General features: G+C 70.0%; 24 protein-coding genes and 3 pseudogenes. 16 read left to right on the plus strand and 11 right to left on the minus strand.

The window, feature by feature from the left end; genetic code table 11:
• The first annotated feature begins 15 nt into the window (after window positions 1–15).
• The 4 genes from ACWEN6_RS24170 (at window position 16) to ACWEN6_RS24185 (ending at window position 2,325) form a co-directional block, all read left to right on the plus strand.
• Entirely contained in the window at window positions 16–249 is a 234-nt protein-coding gene (locus ACWEN6_RS24170; RefSeq protein ID WP_452573122.1) for a helix-turn-helix domain-containing protein, read from the plus strand.
• 197 nt (window positions 250–446) lie between these two features.
• Window positions 447–848: a hypothetical protein gene (locus tag ACWEN6_RS24175; protein WP_452572971.1), complete on the plus strand. Its 402-nt coding sequence runs from the start codon at window positions 447–449 to the stop codon at window positions 846–848.
• A gap of 254 nt (window positions 849–1,102) precedes the next feature.
• Window positions 1,103–1,324 carry a helix-turn-helix domain-containing protein gene (locus ACWEN6_RS24180; protein WP_452572973.1) on the plus strand — a complete coding sequence of 74 codons (222 nt, stop codon included), beginning with the start codon at window positions 1,103–1,105 and terminating at the stop codon, window positions 1,322–1,324.
• 191 nt (window positions 1,325–1,515) lie between these two features.
• Window positions 1,516–2,325 (plus strand): aminoglycoside phosphotransferase family protein, encoded by an 810-nt coding sequence (locus ACWEN6_RS24185; protein ID WP_452572975.1) that lies wholly within the window; start codon window positions 1,516–1,518, stop codon window positions 2,323–2,325.
• A 45-nt stretch (window positions 2,326–2,370) separates the two neighbouring features.
• On the opposite strand, the gene istB is transcribed toward ACWEN6_RS24185, so the two are convergent.
• Complete coding sequence (istB, locus tag ACWEN6_RS24190) at window positions 2,371–3,096, minus strand: IS21-like element helper ATPase IstB (protein WP_452572977.1); 726 nt, start codon at window positions 3,094–3,096, stop codon at window positions 2,371–2,373.
• Between the two features lie 65 nt (window positions 3,097–3,161).
• Window positions 3,162–3,431 carry a hypothetical protein gene (locus ACWEN6_RS24195; RefSeq protein WP_452572979.1) on the minus strand — a complete coding sequence of 90 codons (270 nt, stop codon included), beginning with the start codon at window positions 3,429–3,431 and terminating at the stop codon, window positions 3,162–3,164.
• Window positions 3,432–3,575: 144 nt separating this feature from the next.
• Here ACWEN6_RS24195 and ACWEN6_RS24200 point away from each other — a divergent pair, with 144 nt between their 5' ends.
• The 5 genes and pseudogenes from ACWEN6_RS24200 to ACWEN6_RS24220 all read left to right on the plus strand — a co-directional run bounded on the left by ACWEN6_RS24200 (window position 3,576) and on the right by ACWEN6_RS24220 (window position 8,363).
• Window positions 3,576–4,481, plus strand: a complete 906-nt coding sequence (locus ACWEN6_RS24200; RefSeq protein WP_452572981.1) for a hypothetical protein — start codon at window positions 3,576–3,578, stop codon at window positions 4,479–4,481.
• 327 nt (window positions 4,482–4,808) lie between these two features.
• Window positions 4,809–6,178, plus strand: a pseudogene (locus ACWEN6_RS24205) (transposase).
• A 695-nt stretch (window positions 6,179–6,873) separates the two neighbouring features.
• Window positions 6,874–7,665: a carbon-nitrogen hydrolase family protein gene (locus tag ACWEN6_RS24210; protein WP_452572983.1), complete on the plus strand. Its 792-nt coding sequence runs from the start codon at window positions 6,874–6,876 to the stop codon at window positions 7,663–7,665.
• Between the two features lie 265 nt (window positions 7,666–7,930).
• A complete protein-coding gene (locus ACWEN6_RS24215) occupies window positions 7,931–8,077 on the plus strand; it encodes a hypothetical protein (RefSeq protein WP_452572985.1) in 147 nt (48 codons plus the stop codon).
• Window positions 8,070–8,363, plus strand: a complete 294-nt coding sequence (locus ACWEN6_RS24220) for a hypothetical protein (RefSeq protein WP_452572987.1) — start codon at window positions 8,070–8,072, stop codon at window positions 8,361–8,363. The genes ACWEN6_RS24215 and ACWEN6_RS24220 overlap by 8 nt, the downstream gene beginning before the upstream one ends.
• Window positions 8,364–8,646: 283 nt before the next feature.
• On the opposite strand, the gene ACWEN6_RS24225 is transcribed toward ACWEN6_RS24220, so the two are convergent.
• Together ACWEN6_RS24225 and ACWEN6_RS24230 are read right to left on the minus strand one after the other, a co-directional pair.
• On the minus strand, window positions 8,647–9,477 hold the full coding sequence (locus ACWEN6_RS24225) for a PHP domain-containing protein (protein WP_452573124.1): 831 nt from the start codon (window positions 9,475–9,477) through the stop codon (window positions 8,647–8,649).
• A 173-nt stretch (window positions 9,478–9,650) separates the two neighbouring features.
• Window positions 9,651–10,771: pseudogene (locus tag ACWEN6_RS24230) on the minus strand (DUF4158 domain-containing protein).
• Window positions 10,772–11,049: 278 nt separating this feature from the next.
• Between ACWEN6_RS24230 and ACWEN6_RS24235 the strand changes: the two are divergent.
• Window positions 11,050–12,297 carry a glycosyltransferase gene (locus ACWEN6_RS24235; RefSeq protein WP_452572989.1) on the plus strand — a complete coding sequence of 416 codons (1,248 nt, stop codon included), beginning with the start codon at window positions 11,050–11,052 and terminating at the stop codon, window positions 12,295–12,297.
• Between the two features lie 122 nt (window positions 12,298–12,419).
• On the opposite strand, the gene pdxR is transcribed toward ACWEN6_RS24235, so the two are convergent.
• From pdxR to ACWEN6_RS24250, 3 genes are all read right to left on the minus strand, one after another.
• The gene (pdxR, locus tag ACWEN6_RS24240; RefSeq protein ID WP_452572991.1) at window positions 12,420–13,970 is read right to left on the minus strand and encodes a MocR-like pyridoxine biosynthesis transcription factor PdxR; all 1,551 of its coding nucleotides are present in this window, start codon (window positions 13,968–13,970) and stop codon (window positions 12,420–12,422) included.
• Window positions 13,971–14,103: 133 nt separating this feature from the next.
• Window positions 14,104–15,003 carry a LysR family transcriptional regulator gene (locus ACWEN6_RS24245; RefSeq protein ID WP_452572993.1) on the minus strand — a complete coding sequence of 300 codons (900 nt, stop codon included), beginning with the start codon at window positions 15,001–15,003 and terminating at the stop codon, window positions 14,104–14,106.
• A 56-nt stretch (window positions 15,004–15,059) separates the two neighbouring features.
• Window positions 15,060–15,701 carry an NAD(P)-dependent oxidoreductase gene (locus tag ACWEN6_RS24250; protein ID WP_452572995.1) on the minus strand — a complete coding sequence of 214 codons (642 nt, stop codon included), beginning with the start codon at window positions 15,699–15,701 and terminating at the stop codon, window positions 15,060–15,062.
• A 102-nt stretch (window positions 15,702–15,803) separates the two neighbouring features.
• Here ACWEN6_RS24250 and ACWEN6_RS24255 point away from each other — a divergent pair, with 102 nt between their 5' ends.
• From ACWEN6_RS24255 to ACWEN6_RS24270, 4 genes are all read left to right on the plus strand, one after another.
• Window positions 15,804–16,193: a winged helix-turn-helix transcriptional regulator gene (locus tag ACWEN6_RS24255; RefSeq protein ID WP_380828656.1), complete on the plus strand. Its 390-nt coding sequence runs from the start codon at window positions 15,804–15,806 to the stop codon at window positions 16,191–16,193.
• A 223-nt stretch (window positions 16,194–16,416) separates the two neighbouring features.
• Window positions 16,417–16,605: a hypothetical protein gene (locus ACWEN6_RS24260; protein ID WP_452572997.1), complete on the plus strand. Its 189-nt coding sequence runs from the start codon at window positions 16,417–16,419 to the stop codon at window positions 16,603–16,605.
• A 261-nt stretch (window positions 16,606–16,866) separates the two neighbouring features.
• Window positions 16,867–17,463: an RNA polymerase sigma factor gene (locus ACWEN6_RS24265; RefSeq protein WP_452572999.1), complete on the plus strand. Its 597-nt coding sequence runs from the start codon at window positions 16,867–16,869 to the stop codon at window positions 17,461–17,463.
• Window positions 17,460–18,419, plus strand: a complete 960-nt coding sequence (locus tag ACWEN6_RS24270; protein ID WP_452573001.1) for a CU044_5270 family protein — start codon at window positions 17,460–17,462, stop codon at window positions 18,417–18,419. The genes ACWEN6_RS24265 and ACWEN6_RS24270 overlap by 4 nt, the downstream gene beginning before the upstream one ends.
• Before the next feature lie 336 nt (window positions 18,420–18,755).
• On the opposite strand, the gene ACWEN6_RS24275 is transcribed toward ACWEN6_RS24270, so the two are convergent.
• Complete coding sequence (locus ACWEN6_RS24275; protein ID WP_452573003.1) at window positions 18,756–19,931, minus strand: MFS transporter; 1,176 nt, start codon at window positions 19,929–19,931, stop codon at window positions 18,756–18,758.
• A gap of 55 nt (window positions 19,932–19,986) precedes the next feature.
• Between ACWEN6_RS24275 and ACWEN6_RS24280 the strand changes: the two genes are divergently transcribed.
• Window positions 19,987–20,730, plus strand: a complete 744-nt coding sequence (locus tag ACWEN6_RS24280; RefSeq protein ID WP_452573005.1) for an AraC family transcriptional regulator — start codon at window positions 19,987–19,989, stop codon at window positions 20,728–20,730.
• An 82-nt stretch (window positions 20,731–20,812) separates the two neighbouring features.
• Here the strand turns inward: ACWEN6_RS24280 and ACWEN6_RS24285 are convergent.
• Together ACWEN6_RS24285 and ACWEN6_RS24290 are read right to left on the minus strand one after the other, a co-directional pair.
• Window positions 20,813–21,237, minus strand: a pseudogene (locus ACWEN6_RS24285) (Tn3 family transposase); the annotation flags it as partial.
• A gap of 331 nt (window positions 21,238–21,568) precedes the next feature.
• Window positions 21,569–21,943 (minus strand): hypothetical protein, encoded by a 375-nt coding sequence (locus ACWEN6_RS24290; RefSeq protein ID WP_452573007.1) that lies wholly within the window; start codon window positions 21,941–21,943, stop codon window positions 21,569–21,571.
• A 519-nt stretch (window positions 21,944–22,462) separates the two neighbouring features.
• Here ACWEN6_RS24290 and metE point away from each other — a divergent pair.
• Window positions 22,463–24,802 (plus strand): 5-methyltetrahydropteroyltriglutamate--homocysteine S-methyltransferase, encoded by a 2,340-nt coding sequence (metE, locus tag ACWEN6_RS24295; RefSeq protein ID WP_452573009.1) that lies wholly within the window; start codon window positions 22,463–22,465, stop codon window positions 24,800–24,802.
• A 170-nt stretch (window positions 24,803–24,972) separates the two neighbouring features.
• Here metE and ACWEN6_RS24300 read toward each other — a convergent pair whose 3' ends face one another.
• A complete protein-coding gene (locus ACWEN6_RS24300) occupies window positions 24,973–25,494 on the minus strand; it encodes an N-acetyltransferase family protein (RefSeq protein ID WP_452573011.1) in 522 nt (173 codons plus the stop codon).
• Window positions 25,495–25,645 lie beyond the last annotated feature (151 nt).

Here is a 25,645-nt window from a genome sequence, read left to right on the forward strand (position 1 = left end):
ACCGGCACAGGTGCGATGGACGAGGCTGACGCAATCGTCCTGGCGGGCAGCCTGGTCAACGACCCCAGTGAGCTGAACTTCCTCACAGCAGCCGAGGTGGCCACGCTCATGCGTGTGTCAAAAATGACCGTGTACCGGCTGGTGCATTCCGGGCAGCTGCCTGCTCTCCGAGTAGGGCGTAGCTTCCACATCCCTGAACAGGCCGTCCACGACTACATCGCCCAGCAACAGCACCAGGCGATCAGCTGACACAACGTCACCGCTACCAGCTCAGCCCAGACGCCGAAGCGGGTGGTCGACGGTGGTTGATAGGGGCGCGGTGATGACCCGCCCGCCGTCACGATTCTCGCCGCGAGGCGGTGAGCCCCGAGGATGCGGTAAAGCAACTCCCCCATCCCGGAACGGTACGTGGTGACTCCGTTGACGTTGCCCTAAGGTGCCGCCGCATGACAGCTGTTAAGAGCGCTTCTCCAAAGAAGGCGACTCCTTCTGCTAGCAATGACTGTGCGGTGCCTAGCCAGGCAGATGCTCAAGCCACATCCCGCGTTGACGTTCACGGCGACTTGGGCATGCGCTCTGTGCGTGCAGCCCTGGAGCTCATTCACAGCAGTGACCAATGCCCAAAATGCCCGGCCACGTTCCAGCAACTATGGGACAAACTCGAGGAAGGGCCAGGCGCGCCACCCCTGTCGTTCGTCGTCGAGGTGCTGGCCTACATCGCTGCCACCATGGTCGACGACCTAGGCGAACTAGAGCTTCCGGAGGACCCCGCAGAGAAATTCGAGCGTGCCCGGATGAGGGTGTTGCATCGCTACGCGGGTGAATTCCTGCTTGATCTTCACCGCTGACACCTCCTGGCGGGGCAGCGGTCGGCAGGCGTAGGTGGCGGCACATCATCTTGGGAGCCGCCGTGGCGGATGCCCACCGCGTAGCCCCGCCGGCGGCCTGATCGCTCCCACTATGCACATCCTCGCTGTGAGGCCGGCTGCCCGGTCGATGGCCTGTCCATCCATCGGCCCGCCGGCATAGCAAATGCTGCGGCCTCGGTGTGTCCAGCACCGAGGCCGCAGTGAGTCGAGATCGTTGAAAGGAACTCTGACTCATGCGCATTGTCGCTGATGTGGCGGCCGTGTTCCGTGTCGACCCCAAGACCGTCGTCCGCTGCGCTCGTGAGGGTCGTATCGCGGGCATCCGTACCCCTGGCGGGCGGTTGATCCGGTACCGCGAGTCCGACGTGCGGGCCGCGCTCGAGGTCTCTGTGCGTATGCCGGAGTCCGCCGGTCAGGAGCTCGATGGCATCGCCGTGCTGGCGGTGAGTGCCTGATGACGCAGCTCTCGTTCTACTGACGGTGTCCTCTCTCGTTGACGACGGCGTTCGTCTGACTTCGTAGGTGGGAACCAACAGCAGTTGTCGGCGAGTTTGGGCAGCACTTGGTGATCAGGCAGTGTCGAAATGTTGGTGAGAACTGACAGCGCCCGGGGGGATCGAAGGCCTGCCATGCCTCTAGTAGGGTCATGATCTTCGACAGGATCGGAGAGTGCATGGGCACCCGGGCGAGCAAGCACACGATCGAAGTGCGATCCGATGTCGTGATCAAGAAATACCGACAGTTGGACTATGGCCAGCCTGAGCGGGAATGGCGAGCATTGGAGCTGCTCAACAAGTACGCGCCTGGACTTGCGCCCGCGCCGGTGACCGCTGATCTGGAGGCCGACCCGCCAACCGTGGTGATGTCTCGACTCGGCGGCGCCGCTGTGGTGGGACCGATCAACGGGCATCTGGCGGACGCGCTGGCCGTGGCCGTCACGGGAGTCCAGCAGACGATCCCTCAGTGTGTGTTGGAGCGGGTCCCCGCTCGGGCCGGGCATCCAGTGGAACTCCTCGAGCAAGTTCGATCATGGTGGGCGGCGGTGCTGCCTTCCCATGAGGAACTCACGGTCAGGGACGCGTTTTGCGAGGCTGGGCGCTGGATGGAGGAGCCGATGTTGGAGGGGCTGTTGGCGCAGCCGGGTACTCCGGTGTTCGGCACCGGTGATGGGAACCTGGCCAACTACCTGTGGGATGGAACCAACGTCGGTGTCGTTGACTTTGAGTACTCCGGTCGCAGCGATCGTGCCTTCGAACTCGCCGAGGTCGTCGAGCACATATCGGTGTGGCGCAACGATGCTGCTGGCATGACTGCGGTGCTGGAGAGGTTCGAGTTGACCGTTCACGAAGCCGCTAGGCTCACGGAGTGCCGCCGCCTTCTCGCGCTGTATTGGCTGTTACGAACTCGCGGAGAGATCAAGACGGCCCAGGCGGGGCGGCTGCTGGCGTTGCTATAGAGGGGCCAACTCGATGGAGATGAGCTCGGACGCGGTCTGTGGCCGCTAACGTGCGACGTATTTTTCGGCTCGCGCTTTGGTTTGAGCCAGGCGGTAGGACTCGGTGCCGGTTTCGATGATGTTGCCGCCGAAGGTGAGCCGGTCGACGATGGCCGCGCAGAGGCGGGGGTCGGTGAAGGTCTTGGTCCAGCCGCCGAAGCTCTCGTTGGAGGCGATGGCGACGCTGGCCTTCTCCTCGCGTTCGGTGAGGACCTGGAAGAGCAGTTCGGCGCCGCGGCGGTCCAGTTCCATGTAGCCCAGCTCGTCTATGCAGAGCAGGTCGACGCGGCCGTAGCGGGCGATGGTCCTGGCCAGTTGCTTGTCGTCGGCGGCCTCGACCAGCTCGTTGACCAGTTTGGTGGCCAGGGTATAGCGGACGCGGAAGCCTTTCATCGCGGCCTCGGTGCCCAGCGCGATGAGCAGGTAGGACTTGCCGGTTCCAGAGTCGCCGATGAGGCAGAGCGGCTGGCCCTTCTTGACCCATTCGCAGGTGGCCAGGGTGTGGATGACGGCGGGGTCGATGTTGGGGTTGGCGTCGAAGTCGTACTCGCGGAGCGACTTGTCGCGAGGGAAGGCGGCGGCCTTGATCCGGCGTTCGGAGCGGCGACGGGCGCGGTCGTCGCGCTCGGCCATCAGCAGTTCGGCGAGGAAGCCCAGGTAGCTCATCTGCTCGCGGGTGGCGGCGTCGGCCATCTCGCCGAACTGGCGGCGGATGGTCGGCAGCCGAAGCATCCGGCAGGCCGAATCGACGGCGGCCTGAGCGGCTGGCTCGGTCAATCCGCGATGACGGGGAAAGGTCATGAGGTGTCTCCCTGGGCGGAGGGCTGCGCGCCGGCTCGGCGATAACGCAGCAACTGGTCATAGGCAGCCACCGAGGGCATCGGCCGGCTATCGGGCGGCAGATGTGCCAGGCGCCGCTCGGTCAGGAAGGTCACCGTCGCCCCTGGAGATGATGAGTCAGCTGCGCTGGCCGGTTCGATGCTGGTGGCGTCGGCTTCGGCTGCCTTCCGCGCTTCCAGGGCCACGGCATCGGCGGTCAGGGCGCCGGCGCGGATGGCGGTGGCCATCCCGGTGACGACGTGCTCGGCCCTGTTCTCCCGAAGCTACGGCGAAGTGGCAAGTAGCTCTCTGTAGCGGATCCGGGGTGTACTTGTCAGCGTTTTGATCTTCTGGGGTCATCGAGGGCGGTGCTCGGCGAGGTTGGTCCGGTCATGACGACCGGAAGGAGCCTGGGGTGCGGCAGGAGTGGGAGCCACCGAGGAGGACCAGGCCAGCTCGCCGAGTGGCTGGCGGTCGAGCTGTGCGGGGTGGAGCTGAACCGGGACCGGCTCGCGGAGGCGGTGGTCGCCCGCTGCCGCAAGGACCGGCTGGAGCCGCCGGCCCCAGGACACATCGCCCGGCTGGTGGGCAAGGCGGTCAGCACCTTCGAGGAAAAGTTCTGCGCGGCCACCGTGGGCCGGCTGTCGGCGGCGACCCGGTCCCGGCTGGACGACCTGATCGCCGAGGACGCCGACGCGGACGCGGACAGCGCGGGCGGCGGGGGCACGTTCTTCACCGAGCTGAAGGCGGACCCGGGTGCGCTGGGGCTGGACAGCCTGCTGGCGGAGGTGAACAAGCTCCAGCGGGTGCGCGGGCTTCAGCTTCCGCCGGAGCTGTTCGGGGACGTGTCGGGGAAGCTGGTGGCGGCCTGGCGGGCGCGGGCGGCGAAGGAGTATCCCTCGGACCTGCGGGCGGCAGGCGGGCCGGTGCGGTACACGCTGCTGTCGACGCTGTGCCATGTGCGGGAGACGGAGATCACCGACTCGCTGGTGGAGCTGTTCATCCAGCTCGTGCAGAAGATCAACACGCGGGCGGAGAAGGAGGTCGAGGGCGAGTTCAACAAGGAGCTCAAGCGGGTCCGCGGCAAGGAGGGCATCCTGCTGCGGCTGGCGGAGGCGGCGGTCGCGGAGCCGGGCGGCACGGTCCGCAAGGTGATCTATCCGGTGGCCGGGGAGTCCACGCTGGAGGCGCTGGCGGCGGAGGCCGCGGCGAACAGGCGCGTTACCGGGCCCGGGTGCGCACGGTGCTGCGCTCGTCGTACTCCAACCACTGGCGGCGGATGCTCCCGCCGCTGCTGAACGCGCTGGAGCTGAAGTGCAACAACACCGCCTACCGGCCGGTGATGGACGCGATCGACCTGCTCAAGCGGTACCTGGACCAGCCCATCGCGAAGGAGGGGGCGTTCTTCGACGAGGCGGAGAAGATCCCGCTGGCCGGGGTGGTGCGCGAGGAGTGGCGCAAGGCGGTGGTGGATGAGCGCGGTCGGGTCGAGCGCATCCCGTACGAGCTGTGCGTGCTCGTGGCGCTGCGGGACGCGCTGCGGCGGCGGGAGATCTGGGTGCCGGGCGCGAACCGGTGGCAGAACCCGGAGGACGATCTGCCACCGGACTTCGAGGACAACCGCGATGTGCACTACGGCGCGATCCGCCAGCCACAGGACCCGGAGGAGTTCATCGAGGCCCTGGAGAAGAGGCTGCGCGAGGCCCCTGAACCGCTTCGACACGGCGCTGGAGCTGGGCACCACGGGCGGGGTGGACATCATCAAAAGGCACGGCGAGCCGTGGATCAAGGTCTCGCCGCTGGGCAAGCAGGAGGAGCCGGAGAACCTCGTGGCGCTGAAGGCGGAGATCGAGCGCCGCTGGGGCACCATCGACCTGATCGACATCCTCAAGGAGGCCGAGTTCGCCACCGGCTTCACGGGCGATTTCACCTCGGTCGCCACCAGGGAGAACGCCACCTTCGCCGCCCGCGATCAGGCGTGGTGGGGCGAGGGCACCGCCTGCGCGAGCGACTCCAAGAAGTTCGGCTCCTGGAGCTCGAACTTCATGACCGAGTGGCACCAGCGGTACCGCGGGCCCGGCGTGATGATCTACTGGCACGTCGAGAAGAAGTCGCTGTGCGTCTACAGCCAGCTCCAGTCCTGCTCGGCCTCCGAGGTCGCCGCGATGATCGAGGCGTGCTGCGGCACTGCACGGACGTGGAGATCGACCGGCAGTACACCGACACGCACGGCGCCTCCATCGTCGGGTTCACCTTCGCCCACATGCTCGGCTTCAACCTGCTGCCCAGGCTGAAGATCGTCGGCTCCGCGCGCCTGTACCGGCCGGCGGCCGGGGAGGACGAGAAGTGGCCGCACCTGGCGTCAGTGCTGTCGACCAAGACGATCGACTGGGACCTGATCCGCCAGCAGTACGACGAGATCGTGAAGTACACCACCGCCCTGCGCCTGGGCACCGCGGAGGCCGAGCAGGTCCTGCGGCGCTTCACCCACGGCGGGCGGAAGCATCCGACGTACCGGGCGATCGAGGAACTCGGGCGTGCGGTACGTACGGCGTTCATTTGCGACTACCTCGCCGACGCGGACCTGCGGCGCGAGATCAACGACGGGCTCCAGGTCGTGGAGAACTGGAACTCCGCCAACCACGACCTGTTCTACGGCAAGGACGGCGACCTGACCGGCTCCGACAAGGAGTCCCAGGAGATCTCGATGCTCGCCCTGCACCTGCTCCAGTCGGCGTGGGTGCACGTCAACACGCTGCTCCTCCAGGAGATCCTGAGCGAGGAGAAGTGGCAGAAGCGGCTCACCGATGCCGACCGGCGGGCCCTGTCCCCGCTGTTCTGGACCCACGTGAACCCCTACGGCCGGTTCGAGTTGGACATGAACTCCCACCTCGCCCTCGCTGCCGCGGCGTCCATGGTGCGCGACCCCCGTACCGCGCCCGATACGCAGACTGGCGAACCGGCGGCGGAGGGTGCGGCCGGGTGGGCATCCTGAAGACCCGTCCTTCCCGCCGGCGTCGCTTCCCGGACGGCTGGATCGTTGACCGGGTGAGGCGCCGGGCCGGGGAGGGTCTGGCCAAGCGCGAGGAGGGGTGTTGTGGCGGGTTCGTTAGGTGTGTCGCTGGCCGAGGCGTATCCGAAGGTCGCCGCGACGTGGTTGCAGGAGCGCAACGGAGGGCTGACGCCGCAGAAGGCGACGCCGAAGATGCAGGTGGTGGTGTACGGCGGGGCACGAGTGGGAGGAGAACATCTCCACCAGCACCACGCTGTCGAAGTGGAAGAAGGGGGATGTCGCGGCCTGCCGGGAGTGCGTCGGGTACAAGGTCTCCTACACCTATCCCAACTGCGGGCACACCGCGATGGTGACGCAGGAGGCGGCGGCGAAGAGGCGGGCGCGGTGCTGGAAGTGTGCCCAGGCGTGGTGGCAGGCCAACGAGAAGCGGATGAAGGCGGAGCTGTCCGCCGCGGCGAAGGCCGCCGCCGGCCGCGCGGCTGAACTGCTGGACGCTGTGCCCGTGGCCGCCGACGTCCCGGCGCGCTGGTGCGATCCAGGTCCCCCAGGGCTGTGTCAGCCCCTGGAACTAGCATTCACCTGTGAGCCCTGGACCCCCTCGGCGCACCCAGTGTCGGTTGTCGAATGAGTTGCGAATCGTGTTCGACACGACCAGCTTGTGCAGCACAATGAGTCGCATGACAAGCCTGCGTATCGCGCTCGCCAACCTCGAAATTCCTGAGAGTCCAGAAGACTCCGTGGTGCGAGCCGAGCGCGCGGTCAGAGCCGCTGCTGCTGCCGACGCGCGTATCGTCTGCTTCCCGGAAGCCTACGTACCGGGCTACCCATGGCCGCCGCACTCGCGTAAGGCCGTGAGCGCCAACTTCTTGGAAGCCGCGCACGAGCGTATCGCCCAGGCCGCGCGGGAGAGCCACATCTACGTGGTTCTCGGTACGGAGCGGTACGTCTCGGATAAGCCACGTCTAACCACGCTCGTACTTCGACCCGACGGCGATCGAGCGGGCTATCAGGACAAGGTGCAGCTCGACCCAGCAGAAGATTCCACATACCAGGCAGGCAACGACCGCCGGATATTCGAAGTCGACGGCGTCCGCTTCGGCATCGTGATTTGCCACGAGGGCTTTCGCTATCCGGAGACGGTACGCTTGGCCGTTCGCAACGGCGCCCAGTTGGTGTTCCACCCGCACTATAGTGAAGCAGATCCCGGCGCGTTTCAGCCGACCGAATTCGCCGACCCGAGAAATTCCTTCCACGAGAAGGCGTTTCTATGTCGCGCCGCCGAGAACAATTGCTACGTCGCCGCCGTCAACTGCGCAAGCCCGGGGTCGCCCACGACATCCGCCGTAGTACGGCCGGACGGCACGCTGCTCAGCCATCAGCCCTACGGAAGGCCGGGGTTGTTGGTCTGCGATATCGATTCCGCCGAAGCCACGCCACTGCTCTCGCAACGCCTAAGAACTCGCTCTTGAGTTGGAAACCGCTCATTGTGTGATCAACTCCGGACTGGACCGTGCAGGCAACTGCGATCTTGTCGTGTCCAGTCAATCCGGTGCTGACTGTCGTGACGGAGGCGGGCGAAGCCGACTTGCCTCGCAGCGTGAGTGCCGCATGGCCCACATCTACCGAGGTCTCGATGAACGGGGCATCCGAGGGGGCTGGGCCAGTCTGACGGGGAACGATCACCCACCTCAGGGGAAACGATCTTCGGAGACCAGAAACGGTGCCGTACGCGGTGTGGCGCGGACTGACGCCGCATGCGACCGGCTGATGGAGCCGCTGATGGCGCGGATCGCCGACCCGTCCGAGCGGCCGGAAGGGGCCCGGCCCGTCCTGCTGACCACCCTTCTGGTTCCGCTCCCGACCACCGGCACCGGTGACTGACGCCATGGACGCCACCCTGCCGGGAGGGAAAGCGGTGGGGGAGGCCACGAGCGCTCCGGAGAAGTCGACAGGGGAGGCGCCGGGCGGGATCCGGGGCCTGCTCGGGGGAAACCAGAACTACCGGCGGCTGCTCTCGTCCGGGTTGATCTCACAGACCGGTGACTGGGTCATCAGCACCGGCCTGGCGTATCACGTCTACGTACTCACCGGGTCCACACTGTCCAGCGCCGCCAGGCTGCTGGCCGGCCGCCTGCAGCCTGGGGTTGGTGCGCCTGCGCCGCGGTAGTGGCAGTGCCTTCACGTGCCGCCAGAATCGGTACCGATCCCCTCCCGATTACGGTTGGTGGTGTCACCTGGTGCCCTTCAACCCCACCCCTTGATCACTGTCGGTTGCAGATAAAGCTGTCGGTGTCCGCGTGTTGTTGTCGGTGCTCGTGTCGGTGTTCAGCTTGAGATGTCGGCCGTCGATACCTGGCAAAGCCAACGCACCACAAGCCGGTTCACCGACAACAGACCTGACGACGCCACGGGGCTGCCGACGCTGTGTTTGAGATTCCAGACACTTACCGTCAGTCCACACGCGCCCAGAAATCGTACGGGTCCTGCCCAGGGCGGAATCCGTGCGCCTCTGCCATGTCTGCCGCCTCTCGGAACTTGTGAGCGACGAGGGATGGGTCGTGGGCGTCGCTGCCGAAGCTGACCGCCGGTCCGCCCTCCTGGTGCCACCATCGCAGGATCACCGGTGACAGCGGCAACCTCGTGTTGATCTCCAGGGCCCGCCCCGACGAGGCGGTCGCCCGCAGCGCATGCCGGAACTCCTCCTCGAAGGCCAGCGGATCGAAAGGCATGACCTCCGTAGGCCAGGACCGCACTGGGTAGTCGATGTGGGCAAGCACGGAGAACACATCGCTCCCTGCCGCCAGTCCGGCAACCTCGGCCAGGTACTCCCGGATGACCTCGGCCGCAACCCGGTGATCGTATAGCCCCCACGGTTCCGCGAACCCGTCGCCGTCGGGCAGGCAGTGCAGAGAGCCGAGAATCCTGTCGAACCGCCCGGCCGCGAGTACCTTCGCCACGGCCTCGGCGTGCCAGTGCGGCTCCCCGACCTCCAGCCCACTCAGGATCCGTAGCCCGGGGAAGCGCTCGCGACACCGCTCGATCGAGTCCAGATACCCATCCACGTCGAACGCCGGAGGGCTCAACACCCCCTCCGGCGAACTCAGCGACAGCAGATGAGCGTCATCCGCGGAACCAATGTTCAACGACGTGTGGTCAAGGTGTTCGGTGAAGGCGATCGCCGGGAGCCCAAGCTCCACCGCCCGCGCGCAAGCGTTCTCCATCGAGGCATTCGGGGCGTCCCAGGACCACTCGCTGTGCACGTGACCGTCTACAGGCAACATCACAAAAGCACCGTAGTGGACGATCGCGGGAAGTGGCCTTGAAGGGGAGGAGACGCCGATCGTCAGTTCACCGACAACAAGACCTGAACGACTCCACCGAACCTGTCTGCATCAACATGTCGGACTACGGGTCATGCGTGTCCGCTTCGACAAGGCCAGGTGAGTGCGCTGTCCTATGTCACCGAGGTCAGCCAGGTGGTCCAGGCACGCTCGTTGGCATAGACCTCGGGAGAGATGCCGAGGGCGCTCAACGCCCCTGGGTAGGCGCGGTTGTAGGTGGCGGCCCATGCGGTGGCTTGCTTAGGTGCGGCCAGCAGCCAGATCGCGGCGGCCTCGTCCAGGCGCACCGCGCCGACATCGCCCGGCGAGCTGCCCGCCAGGGTCTCCTCCAGGTCGGAGAGGGCCTGGTGCAGTTCGTCCTTGGCCTGCGCGAGCGCGTCGGCCGCTTCGGCCGGTTTGCGGACCAGCCGGCAGAACTCCGCCCGCCGCCCCTCCCACTGCTCCGGGGAGAACAGGTAGGTGCCCGGGTCGGCGTACCGGCGCGACCCGGAAACGAACACATCCCCCGAGCGCAGCCCGTCGCGCAGGGCCAAGATGGTGCACAGCTCCCAGTAGTGGCGAAACGCGGTGTCATCGCCAGATCTGCGGGCCTTGGCCAGGTAGTCGGCGTACCGGGCCGACACAAACGACGTCGGCGCCCCAGCCGGGACCCTCATCCCCAGTTCCGTGTCGTGGACCAGCAGAGCGTCCAGGTCTCCGCGCATCTGCCTGGTCAGCAGATGGTCGACCTTCTCCGAGGTCAATGCGCCCGCGCCCGGTCGCGGGGTCGCGACCATCTCCATCAACGTGACCACGCCCGGCCGCGTCACCTGCGCGCTGATCAGGAACTCAGCCGCCGGATGGAACAACAGCGACGGCGTGTCGTGCTCCATCGCCCGGTCCAGCAGGAACTGTTCCAACTCCTTCAACGGCTCCCCACCAAACGGGACCGGTTTCCAGTCCAGGTACTTCAGCACCAGCTTCCGATGATCGCTTCGGTCTGCGCCCGCCGCCCGTACTGCTGCAGCACCCTGGGGTACACCGCCAGCTGGTTCGCCAACCGCAGCATCGCCGCCTGCGGCACCGACCAGATGTCATCGGGTACGCACCGCAGCCACGGCACCATGCACAACTGTGCCGCCAGGCCCCGCCGCGCCGCCGGACCCCGCCCGCCGCTGCGGCCCTGGTTATCGATGAACCCCAAGTCCTTCCGCGTCAGCGTGAAGAGCGGGGCGCTCCTCCCCCGGCCGCGCATCTGCCGGGGTGATCATCGAGGACGCCCTCGGAGGGCTCGCCGGGGCGCGCGGACACCGCGGCGGTCGCCCAGCGGTGCCGGACGCGCGCCGGTCTCCCGGCTCGATGTAAGGGGCCGCCTGCTGCGTGGGTGTGAGTGGCGGAAAAGGACGGGAAGGAGGAATGCCCACTCCTTGCATTTCCAAGCTATAGCGCATGGGGGGCCTTGCCACAAGGCCGCGGTCGTGCCGCACAATCACCCCTCGACGCCGGAACACACCGAAAACGGGGGGTCGTGGAATGCGGGTCGTATTGGAGACCTACGGGTCACGCGGGGACGTCGAGCCGATGACGGCGCTGGCGCTGCGGCTGAAGGCTCACGGCGCCGACGTGCGGGTGTGCGCGCCGCCGGACTTCGCGGAACTGCTGGACGGCATCGACGTGCCGCTGACCCCGCTCGGCTGGCCGATCCGCGCGCTGGCGACCGGGGCGGTCCCCGGGATGGGGCAGCCGCGTCTGTCCGACATCGCCGCCGAGCTGACCGCCATGGCCTATGAGGCGGTCGCGGGGGTGGCGGAGGGGTGTGCCGCGGTGGTGGCCACCGGGTCGTTCCCGGCGGTGGCCGGTGCGCGGGCGGCGGCCGAGAAGCTGGGCGTGCCCTATGCGTTCGCCTCCTTCTCCCCCAGTTACCTGCCGTCGCCGCACCATGCGCCTCGTCCCTGGCCGGGTCAGGTGGTACCGGCGGAGGTGACCGGCAACCGGGCGCTGTGGGATCTCAACGCCGCGCACATGGACGCGTTGTTCGGTGAGGCGATCAACGCTCACCGGGCCTCGGTCGGGCTGGCGCCGGTGGACGGCGTTCGTGATCATGTCTTCACTCGCCGCCCGTTCCTGGCGGCGGACCCGGTCCTTGGTCCGTGGCAGGAGACCTCGGAGCTGGACGTGGCGCAGACCGGTGCGTGGATCCGGCCGGACGGGCGCCCGCTCCCGGCCGATCTGGAGGCGTTTCTCGCGGCCGGCGCGGAGCCGGTGTACGTGGGGTTCGGGAGCATGCTCGTGCGGGGGGCGAGCGCGCGGGAGGTCTCGCGGGCCGTCATCGACGGGGTGCGGTCGCAGGGCCGTCGCGTGGTGCTGGGGAGCGGCTGGGCCGATTTGGCGTTGGTCGATGATCGGGACGACTGTTTCGTGGTGGGCGAGGTGAACCAGCAGGAGTTGTTCGGCCGGGTGGCGGCGGTCGTGCACCATGGTGGTGCGGGTACGACGGTGACGGCGGCCCGTGCCGGGGCGCCGCAGGTGATCGTGCCGCAGGTGGCCGATCAGCCGTACTGGGCGGGGCGGGTGAGCGAGCTGGGCGTCGGGACGGGGCACGAGGGTTCGACGCCGGCGGCCGGGTCCCTGTCGGCCGCGCTGGAGGTGGCCCTTGCCGCTGAGACCGTTGCCCGTGCGGCCGTTGTGGCCGAGACGGTTCGCGTGGACGGGGCCGAGGTGGCCGCCGGGCTTGTGCTGGACATGGCCGGCGAGGGCGGCGGGGGCGGGTCCGCGGGCTGATCCCCCGGCGGCGGCCCGCGTGGACGGCGGCCGTGCCTGTCCGCGGGGGCCGCCGCCGGGGGCTGGTCATCTGCGGTGGGGGTCGTTCGCCGCGTGGCGGTTCTTGGTCTTGGGTGCGGTGTTCAGGACGGGTGAGGCAGCAGGCCGGCGATCACGGTGATGCCTTCGGTGATGTCGCCGGGGGCGGTGGCGGCGTATCCGAGGACCAGGCCCGGGGGGCCGGGGCGGTGGCGGTGCCATGACAGGGGCTGGACCTTGACTCCGCGTTCCAGGCAGGCCGCGGCGAGGGCGGTGTCGCTGACGCCCTCGGGGAGGGTGATCATGAGGTGCAGGCCGGCGGCGGCGCCGTGCACGGTGGCCTGCGGCAGGTGGGCGGTGATGGCGTCGATCATGGTGTCGCGGCGGCGGCGGTGGCGTCTGCGGATGTAGCGGAGGTGGCGTTCCATCTCCCCCGAGGCCATGACGTGGGCGAGGACGAGCTGGGTGAGGACGGCGTTGCCGAGGTCGGCGTTGCGTTTGGCGGTGATGAGGGCGTCGCGGTGCTCGGGCGGGGCGAGCAGCCATCCGACGCGCAGGGCGGGGGCGAGGAGCTTGGAGACGCTGCCGGCGTAGAAGACGTGGTCGCCGAGCATCGATCGCAGGGCGGGAACGGGCGGGCGGTCGTAGCGGTGTTCGGCGTCGTAGTCGTCTTCGATGATGAGGCCGCCGTCGGCGGCCCAGCGCATGAGGTCGCGGCGCCGGTGGCCGGACAGGACGACGCCGGTCGGGAACTGGTGGGCGGGGGTGAGCAGGACGGCGGGTGCGGTGGTGGCGGTGAGGTCGGTGACGCGCAGGCCGTCGGCGTCGACGGGGATGGGTGGGGTGGTGAGGCCCCAGTTGCGTAGTTGCTGGGCGGCGCCGAGGGATCCGGGGTCTTCGACGGCGATCTGGTCGATGCCGCGGTCGCGGAGGGTCTGGGCGATGAGGGCGAGGGCTTGGGCGACGCCGGCGACGATGAGGACGTGGGCGGGGTCGGTTCTGATGCCGCGGTTGCGGGCGAGCCAGTTGGCGACGGCCAGGCGCAGGGCGGAGGTGCCGCGGGGGTCTCCGTAGCCGAGTTGGGTGGCCGACAGGCCGGCCAGGATGGTGCGTTCGGCGCGGAGCCAGGCGGTGCGGGGGAAGGCGGCGAGGTCGGGGACGCCGGGTGATAGGTCGATGCGGGCGGGGGCGGCGCGCAGGGCGTCGAAGACGGTCTGGCCGGGTGTGGTGTCGAACAGGCCGGTGGGGTGGCCGTGGTGGCGGGGGCCGGGGGGTGGGGTGGGTGGGCGGGGTGCGGTGATGGGGGCGGCGACGACGATGGTTCCGGCTCGTCCTCGTCCGGCGATGTGGCCGTCGTCGATGAGTCGCTGGTAGGCGGCGGTGATCAGGCCGCGGGAGACGCGCAGTTCGGTGGCCAGGACGCGGGTGGCGGGCAGGCGGGTGCCGATGGGCAGGCGGCCGTCGGAGATGGCGTGCCGTAGTTGGGTGGCGAGCCATTCGGAGCGGCCGCGTGGGGGTGCGTCGGTGATGGTGAGTTGCAGGAAGTCCGAGCCGTGCGGGTCTTGCGGGTCCTGCGGCAGGGGCCGGTGGGGTGGCGGGTCGCCGGAGGGCAGGGTTGTGGACCGGTTGCCGGTGGCGGGGGTGGTCCTGTTCATCGGGCCATTGTGCCGTGGTGTGGTGGGCGTGTCGGCGAGGCGGCCGGCCCGTGCGTTAGCACCGCAGGGCGGCGGGAGGATCGTGACGGTCGAGGCCGCGCGCCCGGCCGCGGCGTTGTCGCGGGCGGGGAGGTCATCGGGTCCACAGGGACTCCTGGACGGCGTGGACCACGGTCATCAGCTCAGGGGTGGCGCGGTCGGGCGGCCAGGCCAGGCCGTAGGTCAGGCGCAGCCGTCCGGCCGCCAGGGGGACGAAGCCGATGTCGGGCCGCCGGATGGAGGAGGCCACCAGGTGGGGTACCGGCAGCAGGCCGGCGCCGGCGGCCACCTGGTCGAGCAGGGCGGCGAAGTCGTCGATCTCCTCCCCCACGATGTGGTGCTGGTGGGGGCCGTGCAGGGCGGCGGCCAGTTGTGCCCACATGCCGCCGCGCGGCCGGTGGGCGGGCATGAGGATCTTGTGGGAGGCGAGTTGGGCGGGGCGGACGGCGGGGGCCGCGGCCAGGGGGTCGCCGGCCGGTACGGCCAGGTGGGCGACGGCGACGCTGAAACGGGCGCCGGTGGTGTAGCCGGTGGGGAACGGCGCGCCGAGGACGGCGGCCGCCACTTCGCCCGCGGCCAGGGCCGCCATGGCGGCGCGGCGGCCGGCGGGGCGCAGTTGGAGCTGAACGGCGGGGCGGCGGCGGGCCAGTCGCCGGGCGGCTTGGGCGACCAGGGCGCCGGCCGGGGGTGCGTAGGCCAGGGTGATGAGCGTCCGGGGTGGCGCGGCCTGGCGGGCCGCCTCGGCGCGCAGGGCGGAGGCGGTCTCCAGCAGCGCTTCGGCGTAGGGCAGCAGGGCCGTGCCGGCCGGTGACAGGCGCACGTCGCGGCTGGTGCGTTCGAACAGTCGCACGCCGAGCGCCCGTTCGGCCCTGCCGATGGCCTGGCTGATCGCCGGTTGGGACAGTCCGAGGTCGGTGGCGGCACGCGAGAAGCTGAGGGTCTGGGCCACGCGGGCGAAGCAGCCGATCTCGCGCAGCGTCGGTGCCGGTTCCACCGCCCCAGTATGGCCGCCGTGCGCGGGTGGGGTGGTCAGGGCTGGTGAACCGTCGTTCAGGCTTGCTGGACGGTGATGGCGGCGCGGTGGCAGCGGGGTGTGTCGATCTCGTCGAGCAGCGCGATGGCGAAGTCGGCGTAGGTGATCCGGCCGGCGGGGTCGGCGTGCTCGGTGATCCGGTAGTGGCCGGTGGGGGTGCCGTGGTGGTCGAAGTCGCCGGTGGGGGCGACGTAGGCCCAGTCGAGGTCGCTGTTTCGCAGTTCGTGGAGGCCGGCGGCGTGGCCGAGGTAGAAGGAGCGGTACTCGTTGGGGTAGCCGGGTTGGTCCATGAGGGGGGCGCCGGAGGCTCCGGGCAGGATGGAGGCCAGGCCGACGATCACCAGGCGGCGCACGCCGGTGTGGGCGGCCGCCGTGGTCAGGGCGCGGGTGGCGGTGGTGAAGAAGTCGTGGGCGGGGGCCGACAGGTCCACCGCGGCGTTGATGGCGGCGTCGTGCCCGGCGGCGGCGCGTTCGACGCTCGCCTGGTCGGTGACGTCGCCCGCCACCAGGTGTGCCTGGCGCAGGTCGGGGTGACGGTGCAGGTCGGGGTGACGGTGCGGATCGCGTACGACGGCGGTGACGTGGTGGCCGCGGCGGGTGGCCTCGGCGACGGCCCGCCGTCCGGCTCGGCCGCCTGCTCCGAAGATCACGATTTTCATGGGATGCGCCCTTTCACCAGGGCCGGGCGGTTGTGCCCGGCGGGTTTCGTGGACGCTATCGGGGGGCCCGGTTTCCTCGGGGATACCGGTTATCGTGGGGCCATGAGGCAACCCCTGCCCGCCGACATGTTCGACGAGCTGTGCCCGTCCTCGCTCAATCCGATCCGGTTCGGGTTCGGTGACAAGTGGGCGGCGCTGGTGATCCGCTGTCTGCAGGACGGGCCGCGCCGGTTCTCGGAGTTGCGCGTGCCGCTCGGCCGGGTCACCGCCAAGGGTTTGACGCGGTCGCTGCGGTCGTTGGAGCGGGGCGGCCTGGTCCGGCGCACCGTTGTCGCCGGGGCGGGGTCGCGTGTGGAGTACGAGTTGACGCCGCTGGGCCGCAGCATGCTGGCGCCGATGGCGGTGGCGTGCGCGTGGGCCGAGGATCACTGGGATGAGCTGCTGGAGGCGCGCGAGTCCCATGACGCCGCTTCTCTGGACCGGGCCGGCTGATCTCGCTTTCCGGGGCGGGTGTGGCCGTCCTTGGGGCGGCCGGATCACGCCCGGAAAGAGATCACGCCGTGTGACGGTCAGGCCGGGGCGTACACCAGTTCGAGCATTCCGGACGGGAAGGCCGTGCTCTTCACCAAGCGCAGCTTCACGGCCTGATCCAGCTCAGGGAACATTCGGATACAAACGCGGCCTCACACTCCTCAACGCAGTGAATGATCAAGTGATGGGGATCGGGCAGATGGTCGTGCCCGGCACGCCACGCGACTCGCTGTACATCCTGGACACCCTGATCAACATCGACGCCGGCCCACAGCCCAAGGTCGTCACCACCGACCATCTCCTCCTCCGCCCCGGCCAAGGGCCTGCGGCAGCTTGGCGAAATCCCGGACCTCCCCAACATCGGCGTGGATGAGCAGGGGGTGCAGACCGTCTGGCCAGGCTCTGAAGAGAGGCGGGCCAGGACACGGGTGCGGCCTTTGAGTAGGCGAAGGAGCAGCCAGCAGGCGCCGGCATCCCAGTAGACGGTCTCCAGCACGAAGTCCTCCCCGCGCCTGGCCACGGTGACGGGTCTTCGCGCGGGCGCCCTTGGCCTTCACCGAGCCTGCCGGGCGGTCGCCGGCGTCCCGTGAACTCGATCCCTGACTCGTGTGAAAGACGGGCGACACTCCTTTTCTTGAAGAGGCCCAACCACATGCCGCTCAGTACGACCCTGTCTGACGCCGCCCTGATCGAACGGTCGTGGCGAGACCCCGAGGATTTCGCCTTGCTGTTCGACAGGCACGCAGGACACATCCACCGTTATGTGGCCCGCCGGCTCGGCGACGACACGGCCGACGACGTCGTCTCCGAGACGTTCCTCGCCGCGTTCAGGCAGCGCCGCCACTACGACATCGCTCGTCCAGAAGCCCTCCCCTGGTTGTACGGCTTCGCGACCAACTTCATCCGCCGGCATCAGCGCGCCGAGATACACCGCTACAAGGCGTACTTGAAAGCGGGCGTGCTTCCCGACGCCGACGACGCCGCGGAACAAGCTCTTGAGCGGGCGAGCGCGCAGGCCGTACGCCGCCCTCTCGCCCAGGCGCTCGCCTCGCTCAAGGGCCGCGACCGTGACGTCCTCTTACTCGTGGCCTGGGCCGACCTCACCTACGAGGAGGTCGCAGGCGCCCTGTCCATCCCGATCGGAACAGTCCGTTCCCGCCTCAACCGCGCGCGGGCCATCGTCCGCAACGCCCTTGGCAGCACCAACCCCACGACGGAGCAGACCTCATGAACGAACGGACCGACCTGACCGAACTCCGCGACCTGTTCGCCGACAAGCCGCACCCCACGGCGGACCGCCTCGCCCCCGCCCGTACCGCGCTCCTGGCCGAAGCCCGCACGAAGCGGCGGGCCCTGGCCCGGCCGGCCGGGTTGCGGCGTGTGATGCTGGCGGGCGGCCTGGTCGCGGCGATGACCGCAGGAGCGATCACCGTCCAGACGTTCAACTCCTCCGCGCCCGCGAGTGCCGCCGAGGTCCTGAGGCTGGCGGCCGACGCCGCGAGCGCCACCTCGTGGCCGCAACCCCGCGACGACCAGTACCTCCACTACGAGCGGATCGCGGAGACTCGCAGCGAGAAGGGGGTTCCCAACGTCGGTCCGCGCCACATCACGGGCGAGGTCTGGGAGTCTGTCGACGGCTCCCGCCCAGGACTCCTCTGGCACAAGCCGTCGAAATCCAGGCCACAGGACCCCGAGTACAAGGAACTCCTGGCCCGGTGCCCCGAACGTGGCGCGGGGCGCCCCGCCTACGCCGACCTGCGAGAGTGGCCGACCGATCAGGAGCAGCTCCGGCACAAGCTGGGCGAACGCGGTAACGAAATGGTCCCCAACACGGACACAGCGACCCGGACCTGGAACGGCGTCCTCAACATCCTCAGCAGCCCGGTCCCACCCAAGCAGCAGGCAGCCATCTTCAAGATCGCCGCGACGCTGCCGGGCATCGAGACGGAAAAGCTCAAAGACGCCACTGGCAAATCGGGTATTGCCGTGACCCGGGTGGACAACCGAGCACCCGGGGGTGCCATCTCCCGCGAGTCCCTCATCTTCGACAAGACCTCCTACGCCCTCCTGGGCGGCCAGGAACTCGTGCCGGGGCAAGGGCGTGAACTCTGGTCCATCACCCGTCCGCAGATCACCGAGGTACTCCCGGCCTGGTCCAAGTCCTTGAATCGGAGAGGCTGCGTCTGAGCCTGCATCCACCGGACGACAGGCGGGCCGCGCCGGCCGCCCGCCTGCCATGATCTAGCAACCGGCCAGCGCCGCCCTCAGCACCACCCCTAAGCCGAACGCCTTGTGCAAGATCAGCGACGGAATCGGCGCCATGGCCCTGTATTCGCTGGCGCGCAAAAGCACCGCTCTGGCATCTCCAGGCCGACGGCCGCATGTTATGGGGCTTGATCGACAACGGAACGGTCAGCGGCGTTAGCGAGCCGACGCGGGCGGAGTTACCGCCAACCACCGTTCCAATGTCGTTGGGCTCGATGTCCGTGCGGACCATGTGCATAGTCACTGGTCCGTGCAGGTCTACGCGTCTTGCCGTGCGGGTGCGGCGGCTTGGGGCTTGGGGGCGGTGGGTTCGGGCAGGGCGCGGAAGAGGAGCGAGCTTAGGGCGGGCATGGCGATCAGGGGAGTGAGGGCCGTCTTCAGGGAGGTGGAATCGGCCAGGTGTCCCAGCAGGGGGCTGATGAGGCCGCCGATGCTGACGGTGAGGCCGAGGGTGACGCCGCTGGCGGTGCCAATGCGGGAGGGCAGGTAGTCCTGGCCGAGGGTGACCTGGAGGGAGAAGGGGACGTACAGGCCGGTGGAGGTGAGGGCCACGAAGAGGAACATGCTCGGGCCGGGTGTGTAGATCACTCCGGTGACGGCGGCGATGGAGAGCAGGTAGGACCAGCGGGAGACGCGGACGCGGTCGTAGCGGTTGGCCAGGGCCCCGCCAAGCACCGAGCCGACGGCGCCGCCTAGGAACAGCAGGAATAGGGCGACGGTCCCCGCGGTGGTGCTGCCCTGCATGCGCTGCTGGGCGTAGAGGGAGATGAAGGTGCTCAGGCCGGTGAAGACGATGGAGCGAAAGACGACCGCCAGGGACAGCTTCACGAACGAGGCCACATCATCGGCGCCCCGCAGGGTCTCCGTCTTGGACGTACCGGACTCGGGCCGGGCGAGCATCCGGAGCACAGTCGCACACAGGGCGGCGCCGGCGAGCGCCGGGAGGACGAGGACGGGGGTCCAGCGCAGGGAGCCGTGCCCGATCGCGGCCGACACCATGAGCGGGGCGAGCGCGAAGCCGATGTTGCCGCCGAGAGAGAACCAGCTCATCGCGCTGTGGCTGCCTTTGCTGGCCAGCCGGGCCACGCGGGCGGACTCCGGGTGGTAGGCGGCTACCCCGATGCCGGAGACGGCGACGAAGAACAGGGTGAGCCCGTAGGAATTGTACAGGCCGCTGAGCGCGATGCCCACGCCGCCCAGCAGGGTGCTGACCGGCAGCAGCCACGGCATCGCCCACCGGTCGGTGAGCGCCCCGAACACCGGCTGGGCGACCGAGGACAGCAGGGAAGCGGCTAGCACGATGCCGGAGGCGACCGCGTAGGTGTAGTCCCGTTCGGCCACGAAAAACGGGATCAGCGCCGCGACGGCGCCCTGGTAGATGTCGACGCAGGCGTGCCCCACGGCCAGCAGCAAGATCGATGTATTCCTTCGCACCCCTCCCATGCTGGGAGAACCACCGAGTGTCGCGCTTTCGATAGATTGACAGGTGATGCAGAGAATCCGCCACGCCTCTGTCGCGCCGACCCGGACCCAGCGCCTGGCGTCCGGCGGCGAGATCGACGCGCACCGCCACGACGACCACCAGATCGCCTACGCCAGCCGGGGCACCATCGCGGTGACCACCGACGCCGGCTCCTGGGTCGCCCCCGCCACCCGCGCGCTCTGGATCCCCGCCGGCACCGTCCACCAGCACCAGGCCCACGGCGAACTCGACCTCCACCTCGTCGGCCTGCCCGCCACCGAGAACCCCCTCGGCCTCGACAAACCCGCCGTCCTCGCCGTCAGCCCCCTCCTGCGCGAACTCATCGTCGCCTACACCCGCGACCCCGACAACGACAGCCCACCCCACCTACGCCTGCGGGCCGTCATGCTCGACCAGCTCACCATCTCCCCCGAGCAACCTCTGCACCTGCCGACCTCCACCGACCCCCTGCTCCGGGAACTGCACGACATCCTGCGCTCCGACCCGGCCGACAACCGCTCCCTCGACGACCTCGGACGCCAGATCGGCGCCAGCGCCCGCACCCTCTCCCGCCGCCTCCGGGACGACCTCGGCCTTACCTACCCACAGTGGCGCACCCAGATCAGGCTCCACCACGCCCTGATCCTCCTGGCCGACGACGCCCCCGTCACCGCTGTCGCCCACCGATGCGGCTGGTCATCCGCCAGCACCTTCATCGACGTCTTCCGCCGCACCTTCGGCCACACCCCCGGCACTCGCCCCACCACCTGACGCAGGACCCGGTCGGCGGACGGACGGTCTGAAACATCCGGCAACCAAGGTCCTCGTCCTGCCCGCCCCCGTCGTCGTCCTCGTCCAGCTCCGGTGCGTCTGGGTCGCGCAGCGGGCGCAGGGAGCCAGCGGCCGGGACCCTGGCGGTGAAGCTGTAGCGACCGAGCAGGTTCAGGTTCTTGTGCTCGAGCGGGGAGAGCCGGGCGATGTCCTCCTCCCGGATCTCGTGGCCCTCGGCCTGAGCTGGGCGACGGCGGCGTCGATGTACCGCGTCGTCCAGAGCACGACGGCGTTGAGGACCAGGCCGAGCGCGCCAAGCTGGTCCTCCATGCTGTCGCGATACGCCTGGTGGATGGTGCCGCGCTTGCCGTGGCACACGTCCCGGGCCGGCTTGTGGCGGGACTCCTGCACGGTGAGCTGCCGGTTCATCTGACGGCGGTAGGTGTCGTCCACCGGGTCGACCACGCGCAGCAGGTGCTCGGTCTCGGCGATCCGCCCGTACTCCGCACAGCGATCAAAGCGTTACAAGATCCGTGCCGGTTCGGCGCCTGCCGACATTGGAACGGTGGATGGCGGTAACTCCGCTCACGTCGGCTCGCTAACGCCACTGACCGTTCCGTTGTCGATCAGGTCCCGTTATGGCGGTGTTCCGTAAGGGGATCCCCCCCGTGGAAGGCCGGTCGCGCGTTTCGCGCCGGTGCCACGGCGGCCGACGCGAGCCCACCGCCGTGGCAGGCCTCCATCGAACCGGCTGCCACGGCCGCCGTGCCACCGCACAAGGTCGCATGCCGTGGCAACCGAAGTTGCGACTTGGGCAACGCGGACGGCAGGGGCGCGGTCAAGTCGCGCCGGTCGCGCCGGTCGCGCGGGTGCGGCGGCCGGACCAGGCCTGGCTGAGCTGGACGAGGCTGACCCCGAACATCAGCGCGCCGAGCGGGACGTGCAGGGTTTTCACGTGCGCGATACCGAGCGCCACCTGCGCCAGCGTGAGGCAGAGGAACCCGGCCGTCTGCAGGATGGGCCGAGGTGAGCCGCCGCCGGGCCGCCAGGCCAAAATCGTGCCGGCCACGTTGATGACCGCCACGGTGAACATGGTGTACGCCCCGGCGCTGTGGAAGGTGTGGCCGCCGGGCAAGGACAGCAACAGCCCGGCGGTGATCGTCTGGACGAACAGGACCAGCGTTTGCAGGGTGATCGCGACACGCACGAACATGGGTGGCTCCTTGACGGCTGCGGACGGGCGAGACGGCGGCGATCGGCGCGCGCAATGGTGTCTCAATGGCCCGACGACACAACCCCCGAGAATGTGAGGTGCCGCCACGCCGCGGGGTCAGGTCCGCGGGTTCGGTCGTAGGTCCGCGGGTTCGGTCGGTCCTGGCGGCGGGATCGGCGCCGCCGGGGCGGGAAGAGCCGGTGGTACCGGCCGACGAGCCAGGCGACCCGGCTGGGCCATGACCTCGATCACGCCGGAACTCCGGGATACGTGACCGGTTGCCGAGGCGGTCCGCGGTCAGATTGATAAGGCCCATGAATAGGGTCCTTCGGAGTGCTTCGGGTCTTCACCGGGCGACTCGCCCAGGCGGCGCGGGCGTGCCGGCCCTCCCCCACCATCCGGGCCGGCGGCCTACGCGTCCACAAGATCTATAAGTGTTGTCGATTGATCTGGCCGCGCCGGGAGTGGGGTGGGCAGGATGCCGGAGGTCGTGCCGGACTCGTGAACCAGGAGCCACCAATGACAGCCCCCTTCCCCGCCTCCACCGTGCTCGGGTATCCCCGCATCGGCCCGGACCGGGAGCTCAAACGCGCCCTGGAGGCGTACTGGCGGCAGGACATCGGCCTGCGGGAGCTGCGCGCCACGGGCGCGGGCCTGCGCGAGCGGACCTGGCTGCGCCTGGCCGAGCTCGGCCTGGCCGCCCTGCCCTCCAACACCTTCTCCTTCTACGACCACGTCCTGGACACCGCGATCATGGTCGACGCGGTGCCCGGCCGCCATCGCCGCCCGCAGGCCGAGGACACCGCCTTCGCCATGGCGCGCGGCGACGAGCACGCCACCCCGCTGCGCATGACCAAGTGGTTCGACACCAACTACCACTACATCGTCCCGGAGATCGGCCCGGACACCGTCTTCCGCGCCGTGTGCGACAAGCCGGTGGCCGAGGTCCGCCAGGCCCGCGCTCTGGGCCTCACCACCCGGCCCGTCCTGCTCGGCCCGGTCACCTTCCTGCTGCTGTCACAGCCCGGGCCCGGCGCCCCGGCCGGGTTCCGCCCGCTGGAGCGCCTGCGGGACCTGCTGGAGGTCTACGAGCGGGTGCTGTCGGCGCTGGCGGCCGAAGGCGTCCCATGGGTGCAGCTGGACGAACCGGCGCTGGTGGCCGACCGCACCCCCGCCGAACTGGCCGCCACCGGAGAGGCCTACCAGCGGCTCGGCGCCCTCACCGACCGCCCCGCGCTGCTGGTCGCCTCCGCCTACGGAGAGCTCGGCGCGGCGCTGCCCGTCCTGGCCGGCACCCCGGTCGAGGCGATCGGCCTGGACCTGGTGCGCGGAGCCGCCGGCCTGGACGCCGCGCTGCGGACGCCCGGACTGGCCGCCAAGACCGTGGTGGCCGGAGTGGTCGGCGGGCGCGAGGTGTGGCGCACCGACCAGCGGCGGGCCCTTGCCGCCCTGCTGGCCCTGCGCCCCGCCGCCGCCCAGGTCGTGGTCGCCACGTCCTGCTCGCTGCTGCACCTGCCCTACGACGTCGAACGGGAAGACGGGCTGGACCCCCGGCTGCGCGCCCGCCTGGCCTTCGCCGAGCAGAAGGTCTCCGAGGTGGTCGAACTCGCCGGGCGCCTGGCCGGCGTCCCCGCCGGCGCCCTCGCTCCCGACCGGCACGACCCCGCGTCCCGGCAGGCCGCGGCCGTCCCCTCCCCCGTCCCTGCGGCGCCCGCCCGCAGCCCCTACCCGGTGCGCGCGGCGGCCCAGCAGGCCCACCTGGGACTGCCGCCGCTGGCGACCACGACCATCGGCTCCTTCCCTCAGACCGGTGAACTGCGCGCGGCCCGCGCCGCGCTGGCCGCTGGACGCCTGAGCGTCGAGGACTACGAGGAGCGGGTGCGGCGGGAGATCCGCCAGGTGATCGGGCTGCAGGAGCGGCTCGGCCTGGACGTGCTGGTGCACGGCGAGCCCGAACGCAACGACATGGTGCAGTACTTCGCCGAGCACCTGGAGGGGTTCGCCGTCACCCGGCACGGCTGGGTCCAGTCCTACGGCTCGCGGTGCACGCGCCCGCCGATCTTGCACGGCGACGTGCGCCGTCCCGAGCCGATCACCGTGCGCTGGACCCGCTACGCCCAGTCGCTGACCACCCGGCCGGTCAAGGGCATGCTCACCGGCCCGGTCACCATCGCCGCCTGGTCGTTCGTCCGCGAGGACCTGCCGCTGCCCCGGGTGGTCGCCCAGATCGCCGACGCCGTCCGCCAGGAGGTGGCCGACCTGGAGGCCGCCGGCACCGCCGTCATCCAGGTCGACGAGCCCGCCCTGCGCGAGCTGATGCCGCTGCGCGCCGCAGGGCAGGCCGCCTACCTCGCGTGGGCCGTCGGCGCCTACCGGCGGGCGACCGGCGGCGCCGGTGACCGCACCCAGATCCACACCCATCTGTGCTACTCCGACGCCGGGCAGATCCTGCAGGCGATCGACGCGCTGGACGCCGACGTCACCACCGTGGAGTCGGCCCGCTCCCACGGGCGGCTGCTCGACGAACCGGCCGTGGCCGCCTTCGCCCGCGGCCTGGGGCCGGGGGTGTACGACATCCACTCTCCGCGGGTGCCGGACGCCGCGGAGGTGGCCGGTGGGATCGAGGCGGCGCTGCGCGCGCTGCCGGCCGCCCAGGTGTGGGTCAATCCCGACTGCGGGCTGAAGACCCGCACCTACCGGCAGGTGGAGTCCGCGCTGGCCGCCATGGTCGACGCCGCCCGCCAGGTCCGCGCCGCCGTCGTGCCGCCGTCGCGGGCGGTGATCGGCGCGACGGCGGCCGGTCGGTCCGGGGCGGCGGCCCGGCCGCCTGCGGCGGGGGCCGGCGCCGAGCGCCGCTGACAGAGCCGGTGGCCTCGCGTGCGACCTGACGGGGCAGGGTGGTCGTGCTCGCCGGCGTCCCGGTCCCCCGTGCGGGCAGGGTTCGACCGGAGGTGAGGGGACCCGGCGGCCGGCCATGCGAACGGGCGGGCGGGCCGGCCAGGCGGGGTGCCGGCGTCCGGCAGGGCCGGTCAGTCGCCGGTGGGGGTCAGGGCGCGCTGCATCAGCACGGTGTCGATCCAGCGGCCGTGCTTGCGGCCGACCTCCTTCAGCACCCCCGCCCGGGTGAACCCGAACGCCTCGTGCAGGGCGATCGAGCCGGGGTCGCCGGTGTCGGCGATGACGGCCACCATCTGGCGGGCGCCCGCCCGGGCGCACCCGGACAGCAGCGGGCCCATCAGCGCCCGGCCGAGCCCTCGCCCGGTGTGGCCGGGGGCCAGGTAGATGCTGTCCTCGACGGTGTGCCGGTAGGCGGGCTTGGGCCGGAACGGCCCGGCGTAGGCGTACCCGGCCACGGTCCCGTCCAGCTCGGCCACCAGGAACGGCAGCGCGCGCCCGGCCAGGTCGTCCAGGCGCCGCCGCCAGTCCTCAAGGCCCGGCGGCGTCTCCTCGAAGGTGGCGACGCCGCCCAGGACGTAGTGGGTGTAGATGGCCGCGACGGCCGGAAGGTCGCCGGGCGTCGCCGCCCGGATCGTCGCGTGTACCTCGGGCACGGCGCTCCCGCTCCTCGCTTGACCGGACATCACAAACATGCACCGATATAGCACACGCACGCGGGCCGGCCCGCGTGCCGCACGACCGAAGGGCTCTTGGCAGGGGTCACGGAGGGCGGCCCGGCTCGCCGGCAAGTGCGGCCCGCACGGC

This window comes from Sphaerisporangium sp. NPDC004334 (assembly GCF_053602655.1).

Coding starts and splice junctions, on each gene's coding strand:
- ACWEN6_RS24170 (WP_452573122.1), top strand. CDS start 16: ATGGACGAGGCTGACGCAATCGTCCTGGCGGGCAGCCTGGTCAACGAC.
- ACWEN6_RS24175 (WP_452572971.1), top strand. CDS start 447: ATGACAGCTGTTAAGAGCGCTTCTCCAAAGAAGGCGACTCCTTCTGCT.
- ACWEN6_RS24180 (WP_452572973.1), top strand. CDS start 1,103: ATGCGCATTGTCGCTGATGTGGCGGCCGTGTTCCGTGTCGACCCCAAG.
- ACWEN6_RS24185 (WP_452572975.1), top strand. CDS start 1,516: ATGATCTTCGACAGGATCGGAGAGTGCATGGGCACCCGGGCGAGCAAG.
- istB (WP_452572977.1), bottom strand. CDS start 3,096: ATGCTTCGGCTGCCGACCATCCGCCGCCAGTTCGGCGAGATGGCCGAC.
- ACWEN6_RS24195 (WP_452572979.1), bottom strand. CDS start 3,431: ATGGCCACCGCCATCCGCGCCGGCGCCCTGACCGCCGATGCCGTGGCC.
- ACWEN6_RS24200 (WP_452572981.1), top strand. CDS start 3,576: ATGACGACCGGAAGGAGCCTGGGGTGCGGCAGGAGTGGGAGCCACCGA.
- ACWEN6_RS24210 (WP_452572983.1), top strand. CDS start 6,874: ATGACAAGCCTGCGTATCGCGCTCGCCAACCTCGAAATTCCTGAGAGT.
- ACWEN6_RS24225 (WP_452573124.1), bottom strand. CDS start 9,477: ATGTTGCCTGTAGACGGTCACGTGCACAGCGAGTGGTCCTGGGACGCC.
- ACWEN6_RS24235 (WP_452572989.1), top strand. CDS start 11,050: ATGCGGGTCGTATTGGAGACCTACGGGTCACGCGGGGACGTCGAGCCG.
- pdxR (WP_452572991.1), bottom strand. CDS start 13,970: ATGAACAGGACCACCCCCGCCACCGGCAACCGGTCCACAACCCTGCCC.
- ACWEN6_RS24250 (WP_452572995.1), bottom strand. CDS start 15,701: ATGAAAATCGTGATCTTCGGAGCAGGCGGCCGAGCCGGACGGCGGGCC.
- ACWEN6_RS24255 (WP_380828656.1), top strand. CDS start 15,804: ATGAGGCAACCCCTGCCCGCCGACATGTTCGACGAGCTGTGCCCGTCC.
- ACWEN6_RS24260 (WP_452572997.1), top strand. CDS start 16,417: ATGGGGATCGGGCAGATGGTCGTGCCCGGCACGCCACGCGACTCGCTG.
- ACWEN6_RS24270 (WP_452573001.1), top strand. CDS start 17,460: ATGAACGAACGGACCGACCTGACCGAACTCCGCGACCTGTTCGCCGAC.
- ACWEN6_RS24280 (WP_452573005.1), top strand. CDS start 19,987: ATGCAGAGAATCCGCCACGCCTCTGTCGCGCCGACCCGGACCCAGCGC.
- ACWEN6_RS24290 (WP_452573007.1), bottom strand. CDS start 21,943: ATGTTCGTGCGTGTCGCGATCACCCTGCAAACGCTGGTCCTGTTCGTC.
- metE (WP_452573009.1), top strand. CDS start 22,463: ATGACAGCCCCCTTCCCCGCCTCCACCGTGCTCGGGTATCCCCGCATC.